At 70.0% G+C, this 18,646-nt stretch carries 14 protein-coding genes and 2 tRNA genes; 12 read left to right on the top strand and 4 right to left on the bottom strand.

Annotation, left to right across the window (positions count from 1 at the left end; translation table 11 throughout):
• Window positions 1-837: 837 nt before the first annotated feature.
• The 8 genes from dnaN to OG242_RS15685 all read left to right on the top strand — a co-directional run bounded on the left by dnaN (window position 838) and on the right by OG242_RS15685 (window position 10,756).
• Complete coding sequence (gene dnaN, locus OG242_RS15720) at window positions 838-1,968, top strand: DNA polymerase III subunit beta (RefSeq protein ID WP_405898758.1); 1,131 nt, start codon at window positions 838-840, stop codon at window positions 1,966-1,968.
• A gap of 128 nt (window positions 1,969-2,096) precedes the next feature.
• Entirely contained in the window at window positions 2,097-2,975 is an 879-nt protein-coding gene (gene gnd, locus OG242_RS15715) for a phosphogluconate dehydrogenase (NAD(+)-dependent, decarboxylating) (protein WP_405898757.1), read from the top strand.
• A gap of 80 nt (window positions 2,976-3,055) precedes the next feature.
• The gene (gene recF, locus OG242_RS15710; protein ID WP_405898756.1) at window positions 3,056-4,186 is read left to right on the top strand and encodes a DNA replication/repair protein RecF; all 1,131 of its coding nucleotides are present in this window, start codon (window positions 3,056-3,058) and stop codon (window positions 4,184-4,186) included.
• Window positions 4,183-4,743, top strand: a complete 561-nt coding sequence (locus OG242_RS15705; RefSeq protein WP_405898755.1) for a DUF721 domain-containing protein — start codon at window positions 4,183-4,185, stop codon at window positions 4,741-4,743. Before recF ends, OG242_RS15705 begins: the two co-directional genes overlap by 4 nt.
• 366 nt (window positions 4,744-5,109) lie before the next feature.
• On the top strand, window positions 5,110-7,197 hold the full coding sequence (gene gyrB, locus OG242_RS15700) for a DNA topoisomerase (ATP-hydrolyzing) subunit B (RefSeq protein ID WP_405898754.1): 2,088 nt from the start codon (window positions 5,110-5,112) through the stop codon (window positions 7,195-7,197).
• A 46-nt stretch (window positions 7,198-7,243) separates the two neighbouring features.
• On the top strand, window positions 7,244-9,907 hold the full coding sequence (gyrA, locus tag OG242_RS15695; protein WP_405898753.1) for a DNA gyrase subunit A: 2,664 nt from the start codon (window positions 7,244-7,246) through the stop codon (window positions 9,905-9,907).
• Window positions 9,908-10,000: 93 nt separating this feature from the next.
• Window positions 10,001-10,603: a DUF3566 domain-containing protein gene (locus tag OG242_RS15690; RefSeq protein ID WP_405898752.1), complete on the top strand. Its 603-nt coding sequence runs from the start codon at window positions 10,001-10,003 to the stop codon at window positions 10,601-10,603.
• A 76-nt stretch (window positions 10,604-10,679) separates the two neighbouring features.
• A tRNA-Ile gene (locus tag OG242_RS15685) sits at window positions 10,680-10,756 on the top strand.
• Between the two features lie 394 nt (window positions 10,757-11,150).
• On the opposite strand, the gene OG242_RS15680 is transcribed toward OG242_RS15685, so the two are convergent.
• Window positions 11,151-11,531 carry a DUF6344 domain-containing protein gene (locus OG242_RS15680; RefSeq protein WP_405898751.1) on the bottom strand — a complete coding sequence of 127 codons (381 nt, stop codon included), beginning with the start codon at window positions 11,529-11,531 and terminating at the stop codon, window positions 11,151-11,153.
• Between the two features lie 306 nt (window positions 11,532-11,837).
• Here OG242_RS15680 and OG242_RS15675 point away from each other — a divergent pair, with 306 nt between their 5' ends.
• From OG242_RS15675 to OG242_RS15665, 3 genes are all read left to right on the top strand, one after another.
• Window positions 11,838-11,972 (top strand): DLW-39 family protein, encoded by a 135-nt coding sequence (locus tag OG242_RS15675; protein ID WP_003958712.1) that lies wholly within the window; start codon window positions 11,838-11,840, stop codon window positions 11,970-11,972.
• A gap of 193 nt (window positions 11,973-12,165) precedes the next feature.
• Window positions 12,166-14,085, top strand: a complete 1,920-nt coding sequence (locus tag OG242_RS15670) for a vWA domain-containing protein (protein WP_405901626.1) — start codon at window positions 12,166-12,168, stop codon at window positions 14,083-14,085.
• 17 nt (window positions 14,086-14,102) lie between these two features.
• The gene (locus OG242_RS15665; protein ID WP_405901625.1) at window positions 14,103-15,440 is read left to right on the top strand and encodes a hypothetical protein; all 1,338 of its coding nucleotides are present in this window, start codon (window positions 14,103-14,105) and stop codon (window positions 15,438-15,440) included.
• 3 nt (window positions 15,441-15,443) lie between these two features.
• Here the strand turns inward: OG242_RS15665 and OG242_RS15660 are convergent, their stop codons facing one another.
• Together OG242_RS15660 and OG242_RS15655 are read right to left on the bottom strand one after the other, a co-directional pair.
• On the bottom strand, window positions 15,444-16,811 hold the full coding sequence (locus OG242_RS15660; RefSeq protein ID WP_405898750.1) for a serine/threonine protein kinase: 1,368 nt from the start codon (window positions 16,809-16,811) through the stop codon (window positions 15,444-15,446).
• Between the two features lie 77 nt (window positions 16,812-16,888).
• Entirely contained in the window at window positions 16,889-17,437 is a 549-nt protein-coding gene (locus OG242_RS15655; RefSeq protein WP_405898749.1) for a DNA-binding protein, read from the bottom strand.
• Window positions 17,438-17,606: 169 nt separating this feature from the next.
• On the opposite strand from OG242_RS15655, the gene OG242_RS15650 reads away from it, so the two are divergent.
• Window positions 17,607-17,679: transfer RNA gene (locus OG242_RS15650), tRNA-Ala, on the top strand.
• A 79-nt stretch (window positions 17,680-17,758) separates the two neighbouring features.
• On the opposite strand, the gene OG242_RS15645 is transcribed toward OG242_RS15650, so the two are convergent.
• Window positions 17,759-18,499 carry a DUF5324 family protein gene (locus OG242_RS15645; protein ID WP_405898748.1) on the bottom strand — a complete coding sequence of 247 codons (741 nt, stop codon included), beginning with the start codon at window positions 18,497-18,499 and terminating at the stop codon, window positions 17,759-17,761.
• Between the last annotated feature and the right edge of the window lie 147 nt (window positions 18,500-18,646).

Genomic DNA, 18,646 nt, shown 5'->3' with positions numbered 1-18,646 from the left:
TCGCAACCCCTCACAACGGCTTCGGACAGCGGCCGGCCGTCCACCGCGGCCTCTCCCGGAGGCCCCGGCCTGTTCGATTAGTTGGGAGGACACGGGTGTTCTCCACAGATCCGGGCACTTTTTTCCCTCCACAGCCTGGGGATCCAAAAGTTGTCCATACTGCATCCACAGGCAGAACCACCGGGAGGGCATCAGGGCAGCTCAGAGGGCTGGGGATTTGTGGTCAACGATGATCCACAGGCTGTGGACAAGATTTTCGTCCACAGGGGCCTCGCCGCGTTGTCCACCGACTGCCCACAGGTCTGGGGCTGTTTTCCCCAGCGGGGGGCCGCTTCTCCACACCGCTGTCCACTGTTCGGCAACACAACAGTCCCTGTCACCGCCCCGAGTGAAAGGCGTCACACCAAGAGGCGGGGTCGGCCTGTGGGGAACGGGGCTAAAGCTGGGGACAGACCTGGGGAGAAACTCCCCTCTCCTGTGTACGGGTTGTGCACAACTTCCGGGTATCCACAGAAAGCCCGGGTTGTCCACCGGTGCCACCCACAGGGCCGGTGGATAAAAAACGGGCCCTGACCTGCGAAAACGGGGTTATCCACGGTTTCCACAGGCCCTACTACTACCACCACTCATAGTTAGCCCGGAATCCGTTTCGAAGTGGGGCCTGTGCACAACTCGGCCTCGGAGCGCTCCGGGGCTCCCGCCGCGATTTGACCCCGAGCAGCACCGAGTGTCGGTGCGGTGCGTCAGACTGGTCCCCGGCGTCCTCCCCGTCTTCGGCGGAGCGACCCGACCAGACGACGAAGGCCAGCAGGGCGAGAACAGCAGGAGGCGGTTCCGGTGAAGATCCGGGTGGAGCGCGATGTACTCGCGGAGGCGGTGGCCTGGGTGGCCCGCAGCCTTCCGGCCCGTCCGCCGGCGCCCGTTCTCGCGGGCCTTCTGCTGAAGGCCGAGGACGGAGCGCTCAGCTTCTCCAGCTTCGACTACGAGGTCTCGGCGCGGGTCTCGGTGGAGGCCGAGGTCGAGGAGGACGGCACCGTCCTCGTCTCCGGCCGGCTGCTCGCCGACATCTGCCGCGCACTTCCCAACCGGCCGGTGGAGATTTCCACAGACGGTGTACGGGCGACCGTCTCCTGCGGCTCCTCGCGATTCACACTCCACACCCTTCCTGTGGAGGAGTACCCGGCACTGCCGCAGATGCCGACCGCGACCGGCACCGTGCCCGGTGAGGTCTTCGCCTCCGCCGCCTCCCAGGTCGCCATCGCCGCCGGCCGCGACGACACGCTGCCCGTCCTGACCGGTGTGCGCATCGAGATCGAGGGCGACACCGTCACCCTCGCCTCCACCGACCGCTACCGCTTCGCGGTCCGCGAGTTCCTGTGGAAGCCGGAGGACCCGGAGGCCTCCGCCGTCGCGCTGGTGCCCGCCAAGACGCTGCTGGACACCGCCAAGGCCCTCACCAGCGGTGACACGGTCACCTTGGCGCTCTCCGGCTCCGGCGCGGGCGAGGGGCTCATCGGTTTCGAGGGCGCCGGACGGCGTACGACCACCCGACTGCTCGAAGGCGACCTGCCGAAGTACCGGACGCTCTTCCCCACCGAGTTCAACTCGGTCGCCGTGATCGAGACCGCCCCCTTCGTCGAGGCCGTCAAGCGCGTCGCCCTGGTGGCCGAACGCAACACCCCGGTCCGGCTGACCTTCGAGCAGGGCGTCCTGATCCTGGAAGCGGGCTCCAGCGACGACGCACAGGCTGTGGAAAGGGTCGACGCCGTGCTGGAGGGCGACGACATCTCGATCGCCTTCAACCCGACCTTCCTGCTCGACGGCCTGAGCGCCATCGACTCCCCGGTCGCCCAGCTCTCCTTCACGACCTCCACCAAGCCGGCGCTGCTCAGCGGCCGCCCGGCCGTGGACGCCGAGGCGGACGACGCGTACAAGTACCTGATCATGCCGGTCCGCCTCTCCGGCTGACCTCCCCCGGCCCCGCCCCGGCGGGGCCCGACGGGCGTGTTCAGCGCCGAGCACGCCCGGCGTCCTGTCCCCTTCCGGGCGTAGGCTCGGACTTGGGTACGAATCGGCACAACGCTAAGGAATCTCTGATGGAGCTCGGTCTCGTCGGCCTCGGCAAGATGGGCGGCAACATGCGCGAGCGCATCCGCCGCGCAGGCCACACCGTCATCGGTTACGACCGCAACCCGGATCTCGCCGATGTCCACAGCCTGGAAGAGCTTGTGGGCAAGCTCAAGGGTCCCCGGGTCGTGTGGGTGATGGTCCCGGCCGGAGCCGCGACCCAGTCCACGGTCGACGAGCTGGCCGAGCTGCTCTCGCCCGGCGACATCGTCGTGGACGGCGGGAACAGCCGCTGGACCGACGACGAGAAGCACGGGGAGGAGCTGCGCCGCAAGGGCATCGGCTTCGTCGACTGCGGCGTCTCCGGCGGCGTCTGGGGCCTGGAGAACGGCTACGCGCTCATGTACGGCGGCGACGCCGAGGACGTGGCGAAGGTCCAGCCGATCTTCGACGCGCTCAAGCCCGAGGGCGACTTCGGCTCGGTCCACGCGGGCAAGGTCGGTGCCGGCCACTTCGCGAAGATGGTCCACAACGGCATCGAGTACGCCATGATGCAGGCCTACGCCGAGGGCTGGGAGCTCCTGGAGAAGGTCGACTCCGTCACCGACGTGCGCGAGGTCTTCCGCTCCTGGCAGGAGGGCACGGTCATCCGTTCCTGGCTGCTCGACCTGGCGGTCAACGCCCTGGACGACGACGAGCACCTCGACCAGCTCCGCGGCTACGCCGCCGACTCGGGCGAGGGCCGCTGGACGGTGGAGGCCGCGATCGACAACGCCGTTCCGCTGCCCGCGATCACCGCGTCGCTCTTCGCGCGTTTCGCCTCGCGCCAGGACGACTCCCCGCAGATGAAGATGATCGCCGCGCTGCGCAACCAGTTCGGCGGTCACGCGGTCGAGAACAAGAAGTAACCCGCAACGGGGAGCGGGAGGGGCCGCCCCTCCCGCCCGCCGGAGCACGAAGCAGGAAGCCGGGAAGGTCGGCGCACATCATGCACGTCACGCATCTGTCGCTGGCCGACTTCCGCTCGTACGCCCGGGTCGAGGTGCCTCTCGACCCGGGCGTCACCGCGTTCGTGGGGGCCAACGGCCAGGGCAAGACGAACCTCGTCGAGGCCGTCGGCTATCTCGCCGCGCTCGGCAGTCACCGCGTCTCCTCCGACGCCCCGCTCGTACGGATGGGCGCCGAGCGCGCCGTGATCAGGGCGGCCGTCACCCAGGGCGAACGCTCACAGCTGGTCGAGCTCGAGCTCAACCCGGGCCGGGCCAACCGCGCCCGCATCAACAGGTCCTCGCAGGTCAGACCGCGTGACGTGCTCGGCATCGTGCGGACGGTGCTGTTCGCGCCGGAGGACCTGGCCCTGGTGAAGGGCGACCCCGGCGAGCGGCGGCGGTTCCTGGACGAGCTGGTCACCGCGCGGTCGCCCCGGATGGCCGGGGTGCGCTCCGACTACGAGCGGGTGCTGAAGCAGCGGAACACCCTGCTGAAGTCCGCGGCGATGGCCCGCAGGCACGGCGGCCGCTCAATGGACCTGTCCACGCTCGACGTGTGGGACCAGCATCTGGCCGGAGTCGGCGCGGAGCTGCTGGCCCAGCGCCTGGACCTGATCGCCACGCTCCAGCCCCTGACCGACAAGGCGTACGGGGACGTGGCGCCGGGCGGAGGGCCTGTGACGCTGGACTACCGCAGCTCCGTCGGCGCCGAAGCGGGCCCCGCGCGCACGCGCGAGGAGCTGTACGCCCAGATCGTCGAGGCCCTGGCCGGCGTCCGAAAGCAGGAGATCGAACGCGGAGTGACGCTGGTCGGCCCGCACCGCGACGACCTGGTGCTGGGCCTGAGATCGATGCCCGCCAAGGGGTACGCGAGCCACGGGGAGTCCTGGTCGTACGCGCTGGCGCTGAGGCTGGCCTCGTACGAGCTGCTGCGCGGCGAGGGGAACGAACCGGTGCTAGTGCTGGACGACGTCTTCGCCGAGCTGGACGCGCGCCGCCGGGAGCGGCTGGCGGAGCTGGTGGCACCGGCCGAGCAGGTGCTGGTCACCGCCGCGGTGGACGACGACGTGCCCGGAGTGCTCGCGGGGACGCGGTACGCGGTGAGCGCCGGTGAGGTGGAGCGGGTGTGAGCGGCGACGGCGAGGGGAAGGCCCCGGACGGCGACCGGGCGAAACCGGCGGAGCCGTCCGGCGTGGACCTGGCGCGGGTGGCCCTGCGCGCGGCGAAGGAGCAGGCACGGGCCCGCGGCGCGGCGGCGCAGCAGAAGAGGCAGGCGAGGCGAGGCGGCGGGCTGCGCTCCGGGGCGCGGGCGGACGGCCGTGATCCGCTGCCGCTGGGCGCGGCCATCAACCGGCTGATCACCGAACGCGGCTGGGAGACCCCGGCCGCGGTGGGCGGGGTGATGGGCCGCTGGCCGCAGATCGTCGGTGACGACCTCGCCCTCCACTGCGTACCGGTGCGGTACGACGAGGAACCGGACCAGCGCGTGCTGACGGTGCAGTGCGATTCGACGGTGTGGGCGACACAGCTGCGGCTGCTCGCCCCCCAGCTGGTGGCCCGGCTCAACGCGGACCTGGGCAACGGCACGGTGCGGATGATCAAGGTGCTGGGGCCGGGTGGCCCCCCGCGCCGGTTCGGCCCGCTGCGGGCCCCCGGAAGCACGGGCCCGGGCGATACCTATGGCTGACCCGGCCTGACCTGGGCTTTCCGTATCCATGGGCGCTCGCTCGCCGGTGTACTCACCGTGTTCCGGGCGCTTCGGACCGCGATTACGTGGTGGTTGAAACCAGGTGGCGGTGAGCGGACGTCCCTCACCGTAGTGGGAGGCTGACAGGCCGAAGCGCTCAACGCCCTCGTGAGCCTCCTGAGGCCCCTTCCCGGATATGGGGAGTCGTCAGCCGCTCATTCAGGGCGGCACATGCGGACTCAGGTGCCCGCAAACCCCCATTCGGGTCGTCGCTACCGGTAGACTGATGAACAATCCCGCGTCTGGCGGGAGTCGTCGATACAAGCCGAACGACGCAGCCGCTCCCGCCTGCCCGGAGAACGGCCTGTGCTGTGCCAGAAAGGGCGCTTCGTGGCCGATTCCGGCAACCCCAACGAGAACATTCCGTCCACCCAGGGCGAGGGCGACGCCGCTCCCGCCATGGCCGAGGCGAAGGCCTCGTACGACGCCAGTGCGATCACCGTGCTGGAGGGTCTGGACGCGGTCCGCAAGCGACCTGGCATGTACATCGGCTCGACCGGTGAGCGCGGTCTCCACCACCTCGTGCAAGAGGTCGTCGACAACTCCGTCGACGAGGCCATGGCCGGGCACGCGGACTCCATCGACGTCACGATCCTCGCCGACGGCGGGGTGCGTGTGATCGACAACGGCCGCGGTATCCCGGTCGGCATCGTGCCGTCCGAGGGCAAGCCGGCCGTCGAGGTCGTGCTCACCGTCCTGCACGCGGGCGGCAAGTTCGGCGGCGGCGGCTACGCCGTCTCCGGTGGTCTGCACGGCGTCGGCGTCTCCGTCGTCAACGCCCTGTCCACGCGGGTGGCCGTCGAGGTGAGGACGGACGGCTACCGCTGGACCCAGGACTACAAGTTCGGTGTCCCGACCGCCCCGCTGGCGCGTAACGAGGCCACCGACGAGACCGGCACCAGCGTCACCTTCTGGGCCGACGGCGACATCTTCGAGACGACCGAGTACTCCTTCGAGACGCTCTCGCGCCGCTTCCAGGAGATGGCCTTCCTCAACAAGGGCCTCACCCTCAAGCTGACCGACGAGCGCGAGTCGGCGAAGGCGACAGCCGGCGCGGACAGCGCCGAGGCGGTGGACGTCCCCGAGGAGGAGACGACCCGCACGGTCACGTACCACTACGAGAACGGCATCGTCGACTTCGTCAAGTACCTCAACTCCCGGAAGGGCGATGTCATCCACCAGTCGGTGATCGACATCGCGGCCGAGGACAAGGACCGGCTCCTCTCGGCCGAGATCGCCATGCAGTGGAACACGCAGTACAGCGAGGGCGTCTACTCCTTCGCCAACGCGATCCACACGCATGAGGGCGGTACGCACGAGGAAGGCTTCCGTGCCGCGCTGACCTCGCTGGTCAACCGGTACGCGCGCGACAAGAAGCTGCTGCGCGAGAAGGACGACAACCTCACCGGCGAGGACGTCCGCGAGGGTTTGACGGCGATCATCTCGGTGAAGCTGGGCGAGCCGCAGTTCGAGGGCCAGACGAAGACCAAGCTGGGCAACACGGAGGCCAAGACCTTCGTGCAGAAGGTCGTCCACGAGCAGCTGACGGACTGGTTCGACCGCAACCCCAACGAGGCGGCCGACATCATCCGCAAGGGCATCGCCGCCTCGACCGCCCGTGTGGCGGCCCGCAAGGCGCGCGACCTGACCCGGCGCAAGGGCCTGCTGGAGAGCGCCTCGCTCCCCGGCAAGCTCAGTGACTGCCAGTCGAACGACCCCACCAAGTGCGAGATCTTCATCGTCGAGGGTGACTCCGCCGGTGGTTCGGCCAAGTCCGGCCGCAACCCGATGTACCAGGCGATCCTGCCCATCCGCGGCAAGATCCTGAACGTCGAGAAGGCCAGGGTCGACAAGATCCTGCAGAACACCGAGGTCCAGGCGCTGATCTCGGCGTTCGGCACCGGGGTCCACGAGGACTTCGACATCGAGAAGCTCCGCTATCACAAGATCATCCTGATGGCGGACGCCGACGTCGACGGCCAGCACATCAACACCCTGCTGCTGACGTTCCTGTTCCGCTTCATGCGCCCGCTGGTCGAGGCCGGCCACGTCTACCTGTCGCGTCCCCCGCTGTACAAGATCAAGTGGGGCCGCGAGGACTTCGAGTACGCGTACTCGGACCGCGAGCGCGACGCCCTGGTCGCACTCGGCAAGCAGAACGGCAAGCGGATCAGGGAAGACTCGATCCAGCGCTTCAAGGGTCTCGGCGAGATGAACGCCGAGGAGCTGCGCGTCACCACGATGGACGTCGACCACCGGGTGCTCGGCCAGGTCACGCTCGACGACGCGGCGCAGGCCGACGACCTGTTCTCGGTGCTCATGGGTGAGGACGTCGAGGCGCGGCGCTCGTTCATCCAGCGCAACGCCAAGGACGTCCGCTTCCTCGACATCTGAGTCGGCCGTACAAGCAAGCCGCAGCGCGAAAGGACTTTGACCAGCAATGGCCGACGAGAACAACCCTGTCCCCGTGACGCCCGAAGAGGTTCCGCCCGTCGAGGGCGTGGGTATGCGTGTCGAGCCCGTCGGGCTCGAGACGGAGATGCAGCGCTCCTACCTCGACTACGCGATGTCCGTTATCGTCTCGCGTGCGCTCCCCGACGTACGGGACGGCCTCAAGCCCGTCCACCGCCGGGTGCTGTACGCGATGTACGACGGCGGCTACCGGCCCGAGAAGGGCTTCTACAAGTGCGCCCGCGTCGTCGGTGACGTCATGGGTACGTACCACCCGCACGGCGACTCCTCGATCTACGACGCCCTGGTCCGCCTGGCGCAGCACTGGTCGATGCGCATGCCGCTGGTGGACTCCAACGGCAACTTCGGTTCCCCGGGCAACGACCCGGCCGCCGCCATGCGGTACACCGAGTGCAAGATGATGCCGCTGTCCATGGAGATGGTCCGGGACATCGACGAGGAGACCGTCGACTTCCAGGACAACTACGACGGCCGCAACCAGGAGCCGACGGTCCTGCCGGCGCGCTTCCCGAACCTGCTGGTCAACGGTTCCGCGGGCATCGCGGTCGGCATGGCGACCAACATCCCGCCGCACAACCTGCGCGAGGTCGCGGCCGGCGCGCAGTGGTACCTGGAGAACCCGGAGGCCTCGCAGGAGGAGCTCCTGGAGGCCCTGATCGAGCGGATCAAGGGCCCGGACTTCCCGACCGGCGCGCTGGTCGTGGGCCGCAAGGGCATCGAGGAGGCGTACCGCACGGGACGCGGCTCGATCACGATGCGCGCGGTCGTGGCGGTCGAGGAGATCCAGAACCGCCAGTGCCTGGTCGTCACGGAGCTTCCGTACCAGACCAACCCCGACAACCTCGCGCAGAAGATCGCCGACCTCGTGAAGGACGGCAAGATCGGCGGCATCGCCGACGTGCGCGACGAGACCTCCTCGCGTACGGGCCAGCGCCTCGTCGTCGTACTGAAGCGGGACGCGGTCGCCAAGGTCGTACTGAACAACCTGTACAAGCACACCGACCTGCAGTCGAACTTCGGCGCCAACATGCTGGCGCTGGTGGACGGGGTGCCGCGCACCCTGTCGATCGACGCGTTCATCCGCCACTGGGTGACGCACCAGATCGAGGTCATCGTCCGGCGCACGCAGTTCCGCCTGCGCAAGGCGGAGGAGCGCGCGCACATCCTGCGCGGCCTGCTGAAGGCCCTGGACGCCATCGACGAGGTCATCGCCCTCATCCGGCGCAGCAACACCGTGGAGATCGCGCGGGAGGGCCTGATGGGCCTGCTGGAGATCGACGACATCCAGGCGAACGCGATCCTGGAGATGCAGCTGCGCCGGCTGGCCGCGCTGGAGCACCAGAAGATCACCGCCGAGCACGACGAGCTCCAGGCGAAGATCAACGAGTACAACGAGATCCTGGCCTCGCCCGTGCGGCAGCGGCAGATCGTCAGCGAGGAGCTGGCGGCGATCGTCGACAAGTTCGGCGACGACCGGCGCTCCAAGCTGGTGCCCTTCGACGGTGACATGTCCATCGAGGACCTGATCGCCGAGGAGGACATCGTCGTCACGATCTCCCGCGGCGGCTATGTGAAGCGCACGAAGACGGACGACTACCGCTCGCAGAAGCGCGGCGGCAAGGGCGTTCGGGGCACGAAGCTCAAGGAAGACGACATCGTCGACCACTTCTTCGTGTCGACGACGCACCACTGGCTGCTGTTCTTCACCAACAAGGGCCGGGTCTACCGCGCCAAGGCGTACGAGCTGCCGGACGCCGGCCGGGACGCGCGCGGCCAGCACGTCGCGAACCTGCTGGCCTTCCAGCCGGACGAGCGGATCGCGCAGATCCTGGCGATCCGCGACTACGACGCGGCGCCGTACCTGATCCTGGCCACCAAGGGCGGCCTGGTGAAGAAGACCGCGCTGAAGGACTACGACTCCCCGCGCTCCGGCGGTGTGATCGCCATCAACCTGCGTGAGACGGCGGATGGCTCCGACGACGAGCTGATCGGCGCCGAACTGGTCTCATCCGAGGACGATCTGCTGCTCATCAGCAGGAAGGCGCAGTCGATCCGGTTCACCGCCACGGACGAGGCGCTGCGTCCGATGGGCCGCGCGACATCGGGCGTGAAGGGCATGAGTTTCCGCGAAGGAGACGAACTGCTGTCGATGAATGTCGTCAGGCCCGGTACCTTCGTGTTCACTGCCACCGACGGCGGGTACGCGAAGCGGACCGCGGTCGACGAGTACCGAGTCCAGGGTCGGGGCGGCCTCGGAATCAAGGCCGCCAAGATCGTGGAGGACCGGGGCTCGCTGGTCGGCGCGCTGGTGGTCGAGGAGACCGACGAGATCCTCGCCATCACGCTCGGCGGTGGTGTGATTCGTACGCGAGTCAACGAAGTCAGGGAGACGGGCCGTGACACCATGGGCGTCCAACTGATCAATCTGGGCAAGCGCGACGCCGTCGTAGGCATCGCTCGCAACGCCGAGGCGGGCCGCGAGGCCGCAGAGGTCGACGACTCCGTCGACACCGACGCCGAAGGCGGGACGACCGCGGCAGCCGAGGCCACCACGGCCGAGGCGGACGCCGGCAGCACGGTCGACAGCAATGTCGAGGACACGTCGTCCTCGACCGGGGAGCACGAGGAGTAGAGCGTGAGTGGAGCCACGGGCGCCGGTTCGGCCGCTTCCGGAGCGGGAGGTAACGGTGCCCGTGGCCCCGCCACGGACTCCCAAGGGGGCACTGTGACGGATACCCGGGGCCCTCAGCCCCAATACGAGGGTTACGCGACCGGGCCGCTGCCCGGTGAGCGGGAACCCGCACCGGGCCAGGCGGGCCCGTACCACCCGCCGCAGGCGTACCCCTCGCCGCCGGGCGGGACCGAGGGCGGCGGCCGTACCTACGGCGGCCAGCAGCAGGGCATGGGGCCGGCGCAGACGGCCCGTAAGCCGCGGACGGGGGCGCGGACCACTCCGCGTACCCGCAAGGCGCGTCTGCGCGTCGCCAAGGCCGATCCGTGGTCGGTGATGAAGGTCAGCTTCCTGCTGTCCATCGCGCTCGGCATCTGCACGGTGGTGGCGTCGGCGGTCCTGTGGATGGTGATGGACGCGATGGGCGTCTTCTCCACCGTGGGCGGCACCATCAGCGAGGCGACCGGTTCGAACGAGGGCAACGGTTTCGACCTGCAGGCGTTCCTGTCGCTGCCGAGGGTCCTCGTCTTCACCTCGGTCATCGCGGTGATCGACGTGGTCCTGGCCACCGCGCTGGCGACGCTGGGCGCCTTCATCTACAACCTGTCGGCCGGTTTCGTGGGCGGTGTCGAGCTCACGCTGGCCGAGGACGAGTAGCCCGGCAGGTATCGATTTTGGGACTGGCCCCGACGTGCGCTAATCTTCAGAAGTCAGCGCGACGCAAAAGCGCGGCGGGGCTATAGCTCAGTTGGTTAGAGCGCATCCCTGATAAGGATGAGGCCACAGGTTCAAATCCTGTTAGCCCCACCAGCACGAAGGCCCCTCACCGGTAACGGTGGGGGGCTTTCGCCGTTCCGGGACGGCGTCCCGAGAATGCGGTGTCATCTCGTGGCCGTGCGGCGCAGGCGGCCGTGCGGTGTCTCGGTGAGCGCGCCGATGACGAACGACTGGACCAGGGCGCTGACGACGAGCCCGCCGGTCGGGAGGAAAGGCCGGACCCGACGAATCCGGGGTCCCAGAACGTCGCGACGAGCCCTTGCGGCGAGCGGTCTTCCGGGCGTGAGTTCACCTACTCATTCGGTGTGTGTGGATGCGCGGGCGCACGGGAAAGCTCCCGTCCGGTGTGTACCGGGCGCGGGCGCACGGGAAAGCCCCCGTCCGGTGTGTACCGGCCCGGGGGCTCAGGGGATCAGCGGCGGCGCTGTCACGGTGGGAGGAGCGAGGCGTCCTGCGCCGTGGTGCCGTGTGAGGTGCGGGCGGTACCGGTGGTGTTCACGGTGTTCTTCGCGTCGGACGACAGGTGCCGGGTGGCGGGTGAGGAGCCGTGGGCCTCGGCCCGGATGCGCTGCTTCATCGTCGGCGGCAGGGCCCGGTCACGCGGAAGGGTCCATCGCACCGAAGGACCGGTCGCGGTTGCGCGGGCCGCGGGGGTGTGCTCCTGGGTCGTCGCCGCCGGCTCCGTGTTCGTGGTCGTGGTTTCCGCGGCGGCGGCGGCGGTGGAACCCGCGAGGCCCAGGGAGGCGAGGAGGGCGAAGAAGGCGGTGATGAAGGCGGTCCAGATGCTCTTGGCCTTGAAGGTACTCATGGCCCCTCACTTTCGGGTGGTCCGGTTTGCTTACCTTTCCGATGATGTGGATCCGGCCCGCGATTTCGTGGACCGACGCCGCGCAAGCGCCGATCTTCAGATGAACACCACTCTTATGGTTCAACCGGCCGCCACCGGCTTCCGGGAGGCGGCTCGCGCGGCGGTCGTACCGGTACGCACAGGGCGGCGCCGACCGCACTTCCACAGGCGCCAATTGGGTTGCGGGGAGGTCACCGGCCGATATCGGCCGGTGTGTATAGTCGGGCGGCAGAAGTCCCCTACGCCAACGAAAGACGAGGTCGCGCGGTGAAGAAGCTTCTCCTGGTCGCACTGGCCGCCATCGGCGGGCTCCTCGTGTACCGCCAGATCCAGGCGGATCGCGCCGAGCAGGATCTGTGGACGGAGGCGACCGACTCCGTGCCCGCAGGTTCGGGTGTCTGAGACGGAACAGCCTGATACGAGCCCCGGTCGCTGACGCGGCCGGGGCTTCGTGCTGTTGCGGGACCGTGACAGCTGTGCTCTTGAGTTCACTCAAGCAAATCAATAGCTTGCTTGAGCAAAGAGTATGGCGGTCCGGTCGAGGGGGGCACGGGTGGGGACAGGTCATCACCGCGGCGGTGTGCGGACGGGGACATTGATCGGCGGGGCACTGTTCGCCCTGGTGGCGAGCGTGCTGCCGGCCCTGGCGGGACCGGCGGACGCCCAGGGGGCACCGGCGGCCGCGCGGTCCGGTGGGCACGGCAGCCTGGTGATGGTGCTCGACTCCTCCGGCTCCATGGGGGACGACGACGGCACCGGGCACACCCGGATGGAGAGCGCCCGTGCGGCGGTCTCCACGGTGGTGGACGGGCTGCCGGAAGGATTTCCGACCGGGCTGAGGGTCTACGGCGCCGACAGGCCGCGCGGCTGCACGGACACCAGGCTCGTCCAGCCGGTGCGCAAGCTGGACCGGGGCGCGCTGAAGCGGGCGGTCGGGGCGGTGCGGCCCCGGGGCGACACCCCCATCGGGCTCTCGCTCCGCAAGGCGGCCGACGATCTGCCGGAGCCGGCGGACGGCGCCATCGGCACGCGCACGATCCTGCTCGTCTCGGACGGCGAGGACAACTGCGGTGCACCGGAGCCCTGCGAGGTTGCCGAACAGCTCGGCGGGGAAGAGCTCGGGCTGCGGATCGACACCGTCGGCTTCCAGGTGAAGGGCCCCGCCCGCGAGCAGCTGGAGTGCATCGCACACGCGGGCAACGGCCGCTACTACGACGCGCCGGACGCCGATGCGCTGGCCCGTCAGCTCCAGCGAGCCGCCCAGCTCTCCGCGGACGGCTACCGGCTGAAGGGCCGCCGGGTGACCAGTGCGGCCACCGCCGACCGGGCACCCGTACTCGCGCCCGGTCAGTATCTCGACACCATCGGGCCGGGCGAGAAGCGGTACTACGCGGTGGACCTCGGCGACGCCTCCACGGCGGACTTCGCCGCGACGGCGGTCCCGCAGCCGGGGGCGGCCGTCGACACGTTCGACGCGCTCACCACCAGGATCGAGCAGGCCGGACACGGGTACTGCGCCACGGACACCGAGAGCTTCTCGCAGAAGGAGGGCGCGGTTCCGCTGACGGCCGCCGTCGCCCGCATCCCCTCACCGGACGGCGGCCGTGCCTGCGACCGCGCGGGGCGCTACCTGCTCGTGGTGGAGCGGGCGAGCAAGAAGGGCTCCGACGCGGCCCGTTGGCCGCTGGAGCTGGTGTTCGGGGTCGAGGAGGCGCTGGCGGACGGTGTGACGCCCGCCCAGTCGGAGGCGGAGTACGGCGAGGGCGGGAGCGCCACGCTGCCCACCGGTGACCCGCGCGACGTGCGGGGCGGCACCGGATTCAACGACGCGCGGGAGCTCGGCCGGGGAGTGTGGCGCGACCGGATCCTGCCGTCGCAGACGCTCTGGTACAAGGTCCCGGCGGGCTGGGGCCAGCAGGTCGTGTACGGCGTGGAGTTCGCGAACGAGCCCACGGTCGACCGGCCCGGCTCCACCTACTCGTACGGTGCCAGCCGGCTCTACACCCCGGCCCGCTTCCCGCTCGGCGGGGGCGGTGGATTCCGGGCGAGCACGATGTACGACGGCCGCCCCGCGGAACTCCGGATGGGCGGCGTCCCGGTCGCCTGGACCAACCGCTACGAGAGCCGGTCCGAGGTCCAGCCGGTGCACGTCGGGGGCGACTTCTACATCTCGGTGACCCTGGGCGCCCGCGCCGCGGAGATCGCGGAGAACCCGGAGATCGGTGTGGTGCTGCGCGTCGCGGTGCTCGGCGAGGAACGCTCCGGGCCGGGCCGGGACGCCCCGGCGGTTACGGGGACGCCGGGCGGGAACGCCGACGGCGACCGGGGCTCCGGTGCGGACAACGGGGGCGATTCGGCCGCCTTCGCAGACAGCGGCGGTACGGGAGGGGCAGGATGGGCGGTCGTTGCGGCCGCGGGCGCGGGGGCCGCCGCCATGGCCGTGGTTCTGGCCGTGTTCGTATATGTACGCGGCCGCCGCGCGGCAGCCGCCCGGATGACGAGGGGAAGCGCGTGATGAGGCGGCGCAGCAGGATGCGGGGGGCGCTCGCGGCGGTGGCGGCGGTGTTCGCGGTGGCGGCGCTGCCCGGGCAGGCGTACGCGGCGGGCGAAGCCGGCACGTACACCTTCGATCCGGACGCCGAGTCGGTCACCGGTGCGGAGGTCAGCGCCGACGCCGTGGCGCTGAAGCCCGACACCGTCTACAAGAGCGCGATCTCGGGCACGCAGAAGCTTTACTACCGGCTGAACCTGGACGCGAAGACGAACGCGTATGTCTCCGCCGTGGTCGTGCCGAAGGGCGCCGGCAAGGTGTCGTACGCGGACGGCTTCACGGTGAGCATCCGGGACAGCTCGGACGCCGAATGCAGCTCGCAGGACACCATGTTCGGGCCCGCGGAGTACCCGCGTCCCCTCGCCGCCTACGCCTCCCGGCGGATCGAAGAGGACGGCAACTGCCAGGACGCCGGAACGTATTACGTGCTCGTCGAGCGGGACAGCAAGGCGACGTCCGACCAGGGGGAGTGGGACCTGGAGCTGCGTTACGTCTCCGAGCCGGAGCTCGCGCACCCCTCCTCCGGGCCGACCGACGCCCCCACGTCCTGGCCGTCCGCCTCACCGCCGCCGCCCGCCGCGGCCACGGACAACACCAGGCGAGGGGGCGCCGGTTACTACGACGCCACGAGTCTGGAGACCGGGGAGTGGAAGGACCGCATCGAGCCCGGGCAGACCCTCTTCTACCGGGTCCCGGTGGACTGGGGACAGCAGTTCTTCGCCACGGCCGGGCTGAGCAACAGCACCTCCACGAAGAACCCGTACGTCAGCAGCGCGCTGGCGATGTCCCTGGAGAATCCCGCGCTGGGGCACGTCGGCGAGGTGTCGCCGATGTCGTATGCGGGAAAGCCGGCCTCCGTCTCCTTCGACCCGCTGCCACCGGTGGCGTACGAGAACCGCAACGACTCCAGCGACGACGTCAGGGGCATGAGGTTCGCAGGCTGGTACTACCTCACCGTCTCGCTGAGCCCCGCCGTCGCGAAGGAGTACGGCGACAAGCCGATCACGCTGACGCTCCAGATCAGCGTGAAGGGACAGGCCGCCAAGACGCCGTACAAGGGTGACGCCGGGATCTTCGCCGTGACGCAGGGCGACAAGGACGCGGCGCGGGAAGGGCAGAGCGGTGCGCAGGCCGCGGCCGACAGCGCGAGCAGCGGAACGATGAAGCTCGTCGCGGCTGCCGGGATCGGCGCCGGTACCGTGCTGGTGCTCTGGATGGGCGTGTGGACGGTGATCGCGCGGCGCCGCGCGGCCGCCGTACCCGCCGCGCCCCCGGGCGGGGGGCAGTACCCGTACGGAGGACCGCCCCAGGCCTGGTAGCTCTCAGGCCTGGGTCAGCGCCCAGATACCCACGGCGAAGCAGACCAGCGCCACCAGCAGGACCGGGACCGCCACCTTCGGGGACGGTCCCGGACGCGTTCCCGGGGCGGTCGCCGATGGCTGCACGGGGGCCCCCGGCTGCGGGGCGGTGTAGGGACGGGTGAACGCCTGGTCGTGCGGGCCGGGAGCCGGTGCGTGCGCCGGGTCCCCGTAGGGGGCGGAGTATCCAGCCGCTGCGGGGCCCGGATAGCCGTACGCACCACCCGGAGCGGCGGTTTGCGGGGCGTGGTGGGCGGGAACGGCCGGCTCGGGCGGCGGGAGGTGGAAGCTGCCCGTCTCGGACATGGAAGCGGGCGCGGAGGGGTAAGGCTGCGGCTGCTGTACGCCGGGGTGCGGGGCGAACTGCCCGCCGGTGTCCGGCGCATTGGTCTGGGGCGCCGAGGGCTGCGGAGCGGGGGACTGCGGAGCCGGAGCGGGGACTTCCGGGGACGGGAGGGGGCCTTCGGGTCCGAAACCCTCGGGCAGCGGGCCGATCTGGTCGAAGACCTCCACCGGTTCCTCGGCGTCCGAGGGGTCGGGCAGCATCTCCACAGCGGCGTTCAGCGCCTTGCGCGCGCCCGTGGCAGTACGGAAACGGTCCTGCGGGTCCGGCTGCAGCAGCCCCGCGATGACCTGCCACAACGGCTCCGGGACGCCGTCGGGGGCGCTCGGCGTGCCGTGCGCGGCGAAGTGCTCGATGAGCGCCTGGGAGTCGGGCTTGGTGCCCTGGAGCAGATACAGGGCGACCAGGCCGACCGCGAAGAGGTCCGCGGGGAAGTCCGGTTCCGCGCCCATCATCTGCTCGGGCGCGAAGTAACCGAGCGTCCCCACCACGTAGTTCGTCTCGGTGAGACGGGGCTCGCCCTTGCGCATGGAGATACCGAAGTCGGACAGCCGCAGATGCGGCCGGCCCCGGCCGGTGGCCTCCATGAGGATGTTGGCCGGTTTGATGTCCCGGTGCACGACGCCCTCGGCGTGCACCGTCGAGAGGCCGGACAGCAGCTGGTCGAGCAGGGTGCAGACGAACCGTGGGGGCAACGGGCCGTAGTCGCCGATGACATGGGCGAGCGACCCGCCGCTGACGAGGTCCATGGTGAACAGCACCTGGTCGTCGTCGGCGGCCCAGCTGGCCGGTGCGAGAACATGCGGGTGCTCGATGCGCAGCGCCTGTTCACGGACGAAGCGCAGCAAGGTGTGCGCGTCGCTCTGCTGGAGCACCTTGGCCGCCACGTAGCGGCGGCGCCGGTGGTCCCAGGCGCGCCAGACGGCACCGACCCCACCGCGTCCGATCGGATCGACCAGTTCGTACCGTCCGGCGAAGACCTCACCCATGGCGCTGCGCTCGCTCCCCGTTCCTGTTTCGGCCCGTGCCCCCGTATCGCGAGGGCCTAGGGGGTGTCTGACACCCCCTAGTTCTGGTGGCTCTCGTAGTGCGCCACCGCTTCCGCGGTGCGCCCTGCCCCGTACACCCTGAGGAACTCTGCCAGTTCCGGGTGGGTCGGGGCGAGGGAGTCCGCCGCATCGATGATGTCACCGGCGGCCGCGACCGAGCGCAGCAGCGACTGGATCTCCCGGACCACCCGGCGCACGGTGGGCGCCCCGCCGCTCGACGTGGTCTGGCCGGTGGCCGAGAGCACCGAGCCGCCCTGGGACTTCTTGATCTCCTCCATGCGGTCGGTGGCCTCCCCGGCGCTGACGCTGCCGTCGGCCACCTGACCGGCCAGTTCCTGGAGTGCCTGGACGCGCTGGACGACAGCCGGGTTGCCGATCTTCGCGCGCTGACCGCTCATGAGCTGGGAAAGCATGGGGGCGGACAGCCCGAGTGCCGCGGCGAGCCGCGCCTGGTTGAGACCGAGATCGTCGATCAGACGGCGGAAGAGCGCGCCCAGCGGCTCTCCGTACCAACTGCGCTGAAGCTCTCTGGCTCTGGCCGTAGCCTCTTGTTGCGCTGCATCCATTGCGTCTCCCCTTCGCATGAGCTTCGCTGCTGCGAACCTCGACCAGCATCTTACGGAGCGTGGTCGCGCACGGGGAGTCCCCGTAATTTTGCAGGATCACGGGGGTGAGCCGGTACTCTGTTCTGCGGCGGTGGCCCGAACGTCGAGGCGTTCGGGGCTGCGTGCTGTCGGGGCCTTAGCTCAGTTGGTAGAGCGCTGCCTTTGCAAGGCAGATGTCAGGAGTTCGAATCTCCTAGGCTCCACATTTCAGATCCCCCCTGACCTGCGAAAACGCGGGTCAGGGGGGATCTTTTCACGCGCCCGTGCCCGGGCCGGGGCGGGTCAGGGGCGGTCGTCCAGATCGGTGCCGCCCACGGCGTCCGGGCCGTCCTCGCCCGCCGCCTCGGCGTCCGCCTGCTTGGCCTCGACCTCCGGGTCCAGGATCGCCGAGGCGCTCGGGCTGCCGTCGACGGAGGAGAGCGGGGCGCGGTCGTCGACCTCGGTGGGGGCCGGCGGCTCCACCAGCCACTCGGGGTTGGCCTGCTTGTCCCACCAGCGCCACACGGCGTACCCGACGCCCGCGAGGATGCCGGTCACGGCCAGGCCCTTGAACGCCTTGCCGGCCCTGGCGCGCCGCTGCTGCTTCCGGGCGAGCTTGCGGATCTGCTTCGCCGTGACCTGGCCGCGCAGGGCGGCCACCGCGGCGGCACTGCGGGCCGCGGCTTCCTCGGCCACCGGCTGGGCGGCGGCCCTGGCGCTCTCGATGCGCGGGACGGTGTAGTCCGCGGCGCTGCGGGCGGCCTGACGGGTGGCGAGCGCGGCGCGCTGCGCGACCTCGTCGACCTTCGGGGGTACGTGCGTACGAGCGAGTTCGATACGGGGGGCGACGTGCGCGCCGTACTGGACACGGGCCTGCTTGGCTGCCTTCGACACCTTCGGCGCGAGCAGCGTGCGGGCCTCGTGCGCATAGTGAACGGCTTGGTCCTTGGCCGAGTCGGCGTAGGGCGCCACCACGTCCGCGGCGTGCTGCACGCTGTCCCTCGCCGAGTCGGTTGCGGCACGCACGCTGTCGATGCGGGTCACGGGATCCTCCTCCTTGGTGGCGGGTTGGTACTCCGCCTTTCCACCCATTTCGAGATCATGCCTGCGCGGTGCCGGTGGGGCACGTGGGGCGGGCATCCGGGTCATACCGCGAACAGAGGATGTCCCGGGCGATGTGGTGCAAGGGGA

The sequence above is a fragment of the Streptomyces sp. NBC_00727 genome (assembly GCF_045161745.1).
In the GTDB taxonomy this organism is placed as follows: Bacteria; Actinomycetota; Actinomycetes; order Streptomycetales; family Streptomycetaceae; genus Streptomyces.
The sequence above is the reverse complement of the archived record's forward strand: the minus strand, read 5'-3'. Positions and strand labels throughout refer to the sequence as shown.